At 32.2% G+C, this 5,987-nt stretch carries 10 protein-coding genes; 8 read left to right on the forward strand and 2 right to left on the reverse strand.

The genetic code is table 11. From position 1 onward, the window contains the following. Positions 1-15: 15 nt before the first annotated feature. From HMPREF3029_RS04685 to HMPREF3029_RS04700, 5 genes are all read left to right on the forward strand, one after another. Positions 16-633 (forward strand): ABC-F family ATP-binding cassette domain-containing protein, encoded by a 618-nt coding sequence (locus tag HMPREF3029_RS04685; protein WP_168165500.1) that lies wholly within the window; start codon positions 16-18, stop codon positions 631-633. Between the two features lie 57 nt (positions 634-690). Further along, positions 691-1,200 (forward strand): ATP-binding cassette domain-containing protein, encoded by a 510-nt coding sequence (locus tag HMPREF3029_RS09720; protein ID WP_371327372.1) that lies wholly within the window; start codon positions 691-693, stop codon positions 1,198-1,200. A 784-nt stretch (positions 1,201-1,984) separates the two neighbouring features. Beyond that, the gene (locus tag HMPREF3029_RS04690) at positions 1,985-2,383 is read left to right on the forward strand and encodes a VanZ family protein (protein WP_070623742.1); all 399 of its coding nucleotides are present in this window, start codon (positions 1,985-1,987) and stop codon (positions 2,381-2,383) included. Beyond that, positions 2,380-3,297: an ABC transporter substrate-binding protein gene (locus tag HMPREF3029_RS04695; protein WP_070623658.1), complete on the forward strand. Its 918-nt coding sequence runs from the start codon at positions 2,380-2,382 to the stop codon at positions 3,295-3,297. The genes HMPREF3029_RS04690 and HMPREF3029_RS04695 overlap by 4 nt, the downstream gene beginning before the upstream one ends. Before the next feature lie 16 nt (positions 3,298-3,313). After that, positions 3,314-4,156, forward strand: a complete 843-nt coding sequence (locus HMPREF3029_RS04700) for a M23 family metallopeptidase (RefSeq protein ID WP_070710024.1) — start codon at positions 3,314-3,316, stop codon at positions 4,154-4,156. On the opposite strand, the gene HMPREF3029_RS04705 is transcribed toward HMPREF3029_RS04700, so the two are convergent. Further along, positions 4,157-4,366, reverse strand: a complete 210-nt coding sequence (locus tag HMPREF3029_RS04705; protein ID WP_040929004.1) for a hypothetical protein — start codon at positions 4,364-4,366, stop codon at positions 4,157-4,159. Positions 4,367-4,434: 68 nt separating this feature from the next. Here HMPREF3029_RS04705 and HMPREF3029_RS04710 point away from each other — a divergent pair, with 68 nt between their 5' ends. The 3 genes from HMPREF3029_RS04710 to HMPREF3029_RS09385 are packed head-to-tail and all read left to right on the forward strand — an operon-like array spanning position 4,435 to position 5,329. After that, positions 4,435-4,788: a TIGR04104 family putative zinc finger protein gene (locus HMPREF3029_RS04710; RefSeq protein WP_052327309.1), complete on the forward strand. Its 354-nt coding sequence runs from the start codon at positions 4,435-4,437 to the stop codon at positions 4,786-4,788. Further along, positions 4,772-5,164 carry a (deoxy)nucleoside triphosphate pyrophosphohydrolase gene (locus HMPREF3029_RS04715; protein ID WP_040929003.1) on the forward strand — a complete coding sequence of 131 codons (393 nt, stop codon included), beginning with the start codon at positions 4,772-4,774 and terminating at the stop codon, positions 5,162-5,164. The genes HMPREF3029_RS04710 and HMPREF3029_RS04715 overlap by 17 nt, the downstream gene beginning before the upstream one ends. Positions 5,165-5,167: 3 nt before the next feature. Beyond that, a complete protein-coding gene (locus tag HMPREF3029_RS09385) occupies positions 5,168-5,329 on the forward strand; it encodes a hypothetical protein (RefSeq protein ID WP_155974675.1) in 162 nt (53 codons plus the stop codon). 62 nt (positions 5,330-5,391) lie between these two features. Here HMPREF3029_RS09385 and HMPREF3029_RS04720 read toward each other — a convergent pair. Continuing rightward, on the reverse strand, positions 5,392-5,987 hold a 596-nt coding region (locus HMPREF3029_RS04720), incomplete at its 5' end, for a metal ABC transporter solute-binding protein, Zn/Mn family (RefSeq protein WP_168165501.1).

Consider the following 5,987-nt stretch of genomic DNA (forward strand, 5'->3'; position numbering starts at 1 on the left):
TTTTAAGTGGCTAGGTTGATTATAAAATCTTCCGAAATGAATTTAATGGAGTTGTCAAATGATTTATTATATCGACCTTTTTACAGTTTGAGTGGAGGGGAACAAACTAAATTTTTATTATTGGAACTCTTTCTCGATAAAAATTCTTTTCCGTTAATTGATGAACCGACAAATAACTTAGACTTAAGTGGAAGAAAGTTGGTTGCTGAATACTTAAACTCGGAGAAAGGGTATATAGTAATCAGTCATGACTATAATTTCTTAAATAGCTTTATAGATCATACATTATCTCTTAATAGAAACAATATTGACTTAATAAAAGGGAACATAGAAACTTGGAAATATGAAAAAAATAATTATGATAACCTTACTCTAGAAAAAAATAAAAAGCTTAAAGATGAAATTTCAAGATTAGAAAAAATTTCTAGAACAGTTAGTGATTGGGGTGAACAAAAAGAAAGAACATCAAAAGATGCTTTTGATAAAAAGAAAGCAGCAAAACATATGAAACGTTCTAAAGCGATACTGAAAAGAACAGAAGAGAAGATAGAACAAAAGAAAAGATTAATTCATAATATTGAAACTACAAAAGATATAGACATAAATATGGAAACAGCACGACACCAAATTTGAAAACTAAGAAATTTTTCACTATATAGGGATGGGAAAAAATTATTTCAACCAATAAGTATTGATTTATATCCTAAAGACAGACTGTTTTTATGTGGAGATAATGGAGTCGGAAAATCTACACTTTTAAATTTTATATTAAATAAAGAGGCTTTTGAATATGAAGGAGAAGCATATATTAACTTACCATCTAATATTTCAATAATAGAACAAAATATAAAGACTCCCCTTGATTATGAAAGAATAACTTCTTCTTTTGATAAAGAAGAACTAGAAAAATTTTTTAATATTTTATATAAATTAGGTGTTTATAAGAAAAAGTTTAAGCATAATAGCAAGTGGAGTTCTGGTGAAGGTAAAAAGATTCTTATTGCTCAAGAACTCTTATCTTTAAATTCATTATTAATATGGGATGAGATAACAAATTATCTAGATTTACTTGTAATTCAACAAATTATTGATATGATTCAAAACTTTTCGCCAACTATGATTAGTATAGATCATGATGAACATTATGTAGAAGAAGTATCAACAAAAATAATAAAGTTAATTAAGTATGAAGAAAACTAATTATAATTCGACTCTCTTTCATAATGCAATTAATTTTTTATGAAAAACTTTAATGTAATAGAACATAAAACGACCCGTTTAATGTTCTATTTTTTATAAGGTGTATTAAATATTGTTTTACAGTTCAAATACTTGTTTTAATTATCTCTGTGCATATAATTATTGGTTATATAGGTTTAATGAACACTACGTAATGAGTTTCTACTATCACTATATAGCGAGATTAGAGGCTGCGAAAAACAACATATATAAAATTGCGAAACTAACCAATTTAGATTACATTGTAAACAACTGAAATGAGAGATATTTTGGCGAATAAGTAAATTGTAAATATTATATTTAACATATAACTAAATACGTTCTTTACGGTATGTTCACATTTTTAATACATAAGATTATAGTATCTATCACTTAATTTTTTTCATGTTTCGATGGAGAATTATTTACTTTGCATACTTGCATTAATTTACTATTATAAGTCTAAGCACCCAGTTTACATATGCAAATAAACTATGACTTACACACAATGACATTGAGATTTATCTCAATGTCTTTTCTTTTTAAATTGATATACTCATGTCAAAATAATATGGTATAGTCAGTCCATAAATAAAATTGGAGATTTGTTACATTGATTTTAATTAAAGCGTTTTGGACTGTCATTCCGGTTTTTTTCATTTGTATTGTCATATTGCTTTTATTGGCAATTTATTTCAATAGAAAGTTCAATCACCGGTTAAATGATTATAATAAATTTAAAGATTTTACGGTGTTTGTCGGCATAATGATGAGTGTTATTGGTATACTATTAATTACGATGATGCCGACGAGTTTACAGGGACATACGAGTAATGTCGTACCGTTTCAGTCGATGAGAGAGCTGTATGATTATGGTACAGATGAGGCGATTTTTAATAATTTAGTTATGAATATCGTATTATTTGTGCCGTTTGGATTTTTCGTCTATTTAATGACGAAAAAGGAATGGTTGACGAGTATGTTTGGATGCTTATTTTCAATATCTATTGAAACGATTCAATATATATTACCGATCGGACGTACGACGAACATCGACGACGTTATTTTAAACGTCACGGGAACGTTAGTCGGAATCATACTCGCATACTTTTTTAGAAAGCTCGAGTACTTTATATTCAATTATATTAGTAGGGATAAATCATGAAAAAAAGATTATTGACGTTATCTGCAACCATACTATTAGCTGGTTGTAGTACATATCAGGAAGTGAGTAGTGACGAAAATACACGTGTCATTACAACTGAACAAGCAGGACACTTAGAACTAAATAAAGAAATTAAGCGACCTGTATTATTTCGTGCAGCAGACCCATTAAATGCTGAACTGCTCGGTGTAGAGCCAGTAGGTGTTAACTCTCAGCTTAAAGGTTCAGAGTTAGTAGAAGAGAAGTTAGATGCGACTTTTATTGAACCTGGTGATTTTGAAACAGTAGAGTCATTAGATCCAGATTTAATCGTCACGTATGCTCCAGATGAGTATTCTGCGACATATAGAGATTACGCACCAACAATTGAAATGCGATATATTACGAGCGCATTTAATCCATATAAAAAGCGAATTTATTTAACGCATTTTTATTATTTAGGTGTCATGTTAAATAAAGAAGAAGAAGCCAAACTTATTGCGGATGAGTTTTTAGAAAAAATGTCTACACTTCGTAGTCAGTTAAATCAACAAGTGCTCGATATGAATGCTGCAGTAATTGTCGATGAAGATGATACGTATTATTTAAGGCCGAAGTTTTCAAGCTTTGGAACTGAAGCAGTATATGATGTACTAGGATTTAGTCAACCAAAGTATATTAAACGTATACTAGAAAGTGATGACTATAAAATATACGAGACTGAAGATTACAGTGCTGCGAAACTCGATTATTTATTTGTCGCGACAGATGACTTAAATAATGATAATAAAAAAGAGGCTCTTGCGAAAGCGTTTGACATAAATGTCGAACAAGTGATATTTATGGATATCGATAATTTTAGACCGAACGATTTACAATCTATCGAGTTTCAGTCTAAAGAGTTAATACAAACGTTAAACAAATTAAATCATTAAAAAGGGACGTGACTTCATGGTAACACCAGATACATTTGTAGAATATTTTAATAGTGAGAAGTTTAAAGAAATCTATGACACAGCATTTGAACCGTTTAAACAAAATACTGAAGAATCAAGATTTGTCGAATCGTTACAAATCTTTCATCGTGAAGCGGGAGATCTTCATCAAAAATATCACAATAAGTTAACGATGAATTTTAATCGATATTTTTATGTCAATGATGATGAAACACATAGTCTTACTGCAGCGTTTACAGATGATAACGAGATCATCGGTATTGAACTTTACTTAAATGAAAAGTACGATACGGATGACGTTTGGACAAAAAATGAGTATGCACTACCACTAGAAGAAGCAGTTGTGTCTGCAGGTGGTACAGACGTGTTTCACAACTATCATTACAGAACAGAGAATCAACGCTATGCGTATGATTTAACGAACATGGTTGAGTTTTATCACCATAACGGTGACCCCGGTGATTTAAATGCGTACTTCGTCTTTGGAAGTGATGTACTTGCACCGCTAGACGGAGTAGTCGTCGATGTTAAGCGTGACGTTAAAGATAACCAGATTGGCATCGTGAATCAAGATGAGCCGTCAGGAAACTATGTAATCATCGAGCACGAAAACGGAGAATATAGTTTACTTGCACATTTAAAAAAGGATAGTGTAAAAGTTGACGTAGGAGATAGTGTCGTTACTGGAGAAATCGTTGGACAAGTTGGAAATAGTGGCGCGACGACATTGCCACACTTACATTTTCAAGTAATGAGCGACAAAGAATTAAATAAAGACTCTATACGCATTCGTTTTAAAGACTTTGAGAGTCTTAAACAAGGCGATAGAGTCGAATAATTACTCGTCATTGTTTTTTCGTTCGAACGGGTTTTCATCGTATTCTCGTTTAAATACACTCATAATCGACATTAAAGCGATGAGTACGAATAAAACGAGTACTGCGAATTTAAAAACTCCAGGTAAATAAGGCAAACTGAATCTATAAATAACAGCCAATGCAATAATGATAAGAATCGTATTTAGTGATTTACGTAACTCGATTTTCAATATAAGCACTCCTTAACTATGATACTTATTATATTAGCATAAACAGTGTAAAAAAATGGGGGATTCAAGTGGCAAAAAAAGAGTTTCATACGGCCGTATGTCCGCATTGCCATCATAAATGGACATATAAAGAGAAGTTGCTCGGCTATATGATTAAGCCGAGATCTAGAACGCGTTGTCCAAATTGTAAAGAATATATAGAACCATCGACAAAATCTGTTGTGTTTGAGTATATCGCACTCGCTTTACTTATTATTTCAATCGTTTTTATCGTTCCGAATTTACCGATATTAAATTCGACACGAATCATTATTGTGTTATTTCTGTTTTTTGTTTATACGTTTATCTTCGTACCACTTACAGTCAGGTTCGAAGAAATACATTACAATATAAAGGATAAGTCAAATGAAAAAGGAAATTAACGTCGTTGCAGCAGTAATTGTCGACGATTTAGATCGCATACTCGTCGCAAAAAGACCTCCTGGTAAAACACTCGCGAACCTTTGGGAGTTCCCAGGAGGGAAAGTTGAAGCGGGTGAGGATGAAATTGAAGCGTTAAAGCGCGAATTGTTAGAAGAAATGGATACTGAAATCGAAGTGCTCGATAAAATTACGACGACGCGTTATGAATATGATTTTGGAATCGTCAATTTAACGACGTACTATTCAAAAGTAGTACGTGGAAATTTAACATTAAACGAACATATTGAAAAAAGATGGTTAAAACGTAGTGAACTCGGGAATATAGAACTAGCACCCGCAGACTTACCTGCGATTCGAATCATTCAGGAGGGATAACAAGTGGATTTAATTAAAGGATTAATCGGTTTTTTATTTAAAACATTACTCGTACTGACATTATTTACTGGAATTGGATTAGTCGTCGCATACTTTGTCGTTAAAAAAGACGTAAAAGAAATCCAAGAATTTACAGAACGTATCCGCCTAGAAATGGAACAATAATACGTTTTACACACATAAAAATACCCTTTGTTGATTTTAAAAAGTCAACAAAGGGTGTTTTTTTAATCTTGTAATGCTTTTTTAAGTGTTTCGATATTTTCTTTCATCAGACTTTGATATGTTGAGTCTTCTGGATCGTTATCAGTTAAAGCTTCTAAATTGTGGAACGGTAAGAATTCTACATCTGTCTCTTTTCCGATCATGTCAGTTAGACGTGAAGAAACGTTTTGTTCCCTTAAAATGTATGGTGTTTTCGTTTCTTTAATGTCTTCAATCATATGAGTAAGTTCTTTTTGTGATGGTTCATCGTCGTTTAATCCGTGAATACCAACTTGTTTAAAGTCGTATTTGTGTGCTAAGTAACCGATAGACTCGTGTGAAATATATACTGTATCACGTTTTTTATCTTTCATTGCTTCGTCTAGAGAATTAGATAATTCTTCTAAGTCAGCTTTTAAAGATTCAAAGTTTTTCTCGTAAGTTTCTTTTTCGTCTGGGTTCATTTCAACTAATTTGTCTTTAATGTTTTCTGCCATTTGTGTAGCTAGTTCTGGATCTAACCAAACGTGTGGGTCGAACTCACCGTGGTGGTGATGATCGTGACCGTGGTCGTGATCATGTTCATCTTCTTCTTCAGTTGCATCGTGTCCGTGGTCGT

It is taken from the genome of Nosocomiicoccus sp. HMSC059G07 (assembly GCF_001815515.1).
In the GTDB taxonomy this organism is placed as follows: domain Bacteria; phylum Bacillota; class Bacilli; order Staphylococcales; family Salinicoccaceae; genus Nosocomiicoccus; species Nosocomiicoccus ampullae_A.

Coding starts and splice junctions, on each gene's coding strand:
- HMPREF3029_RS04715 (WP_040929003.1), top strand. CDS start 4,772: ATGAAAAAGGAAATTAACGTCGTTGCAGCAGTAATTGTCGACGATTTA.
- HMPREF3029_RS04700 (WP_070710024.1), top strand. CDS start 3,314: ATGGTAACACCAGATACATTTGTAGAATATTTTAATAGTGAGAAGTTT.
- HMPREF3029_RS04695 (WP_070623658.1), top strand. CDS start 2,380: ATGAAAAAAAGATTATTGACGTTATCTGCAACCATACTATTAGCTGGT.
- HMPREF3029_RS04690 (WP_070623742.1), top strand. CDS start 1,985: ATGATGAGTGTTATTGGTATACTATTAATTACGATGATGCCGACGAGT.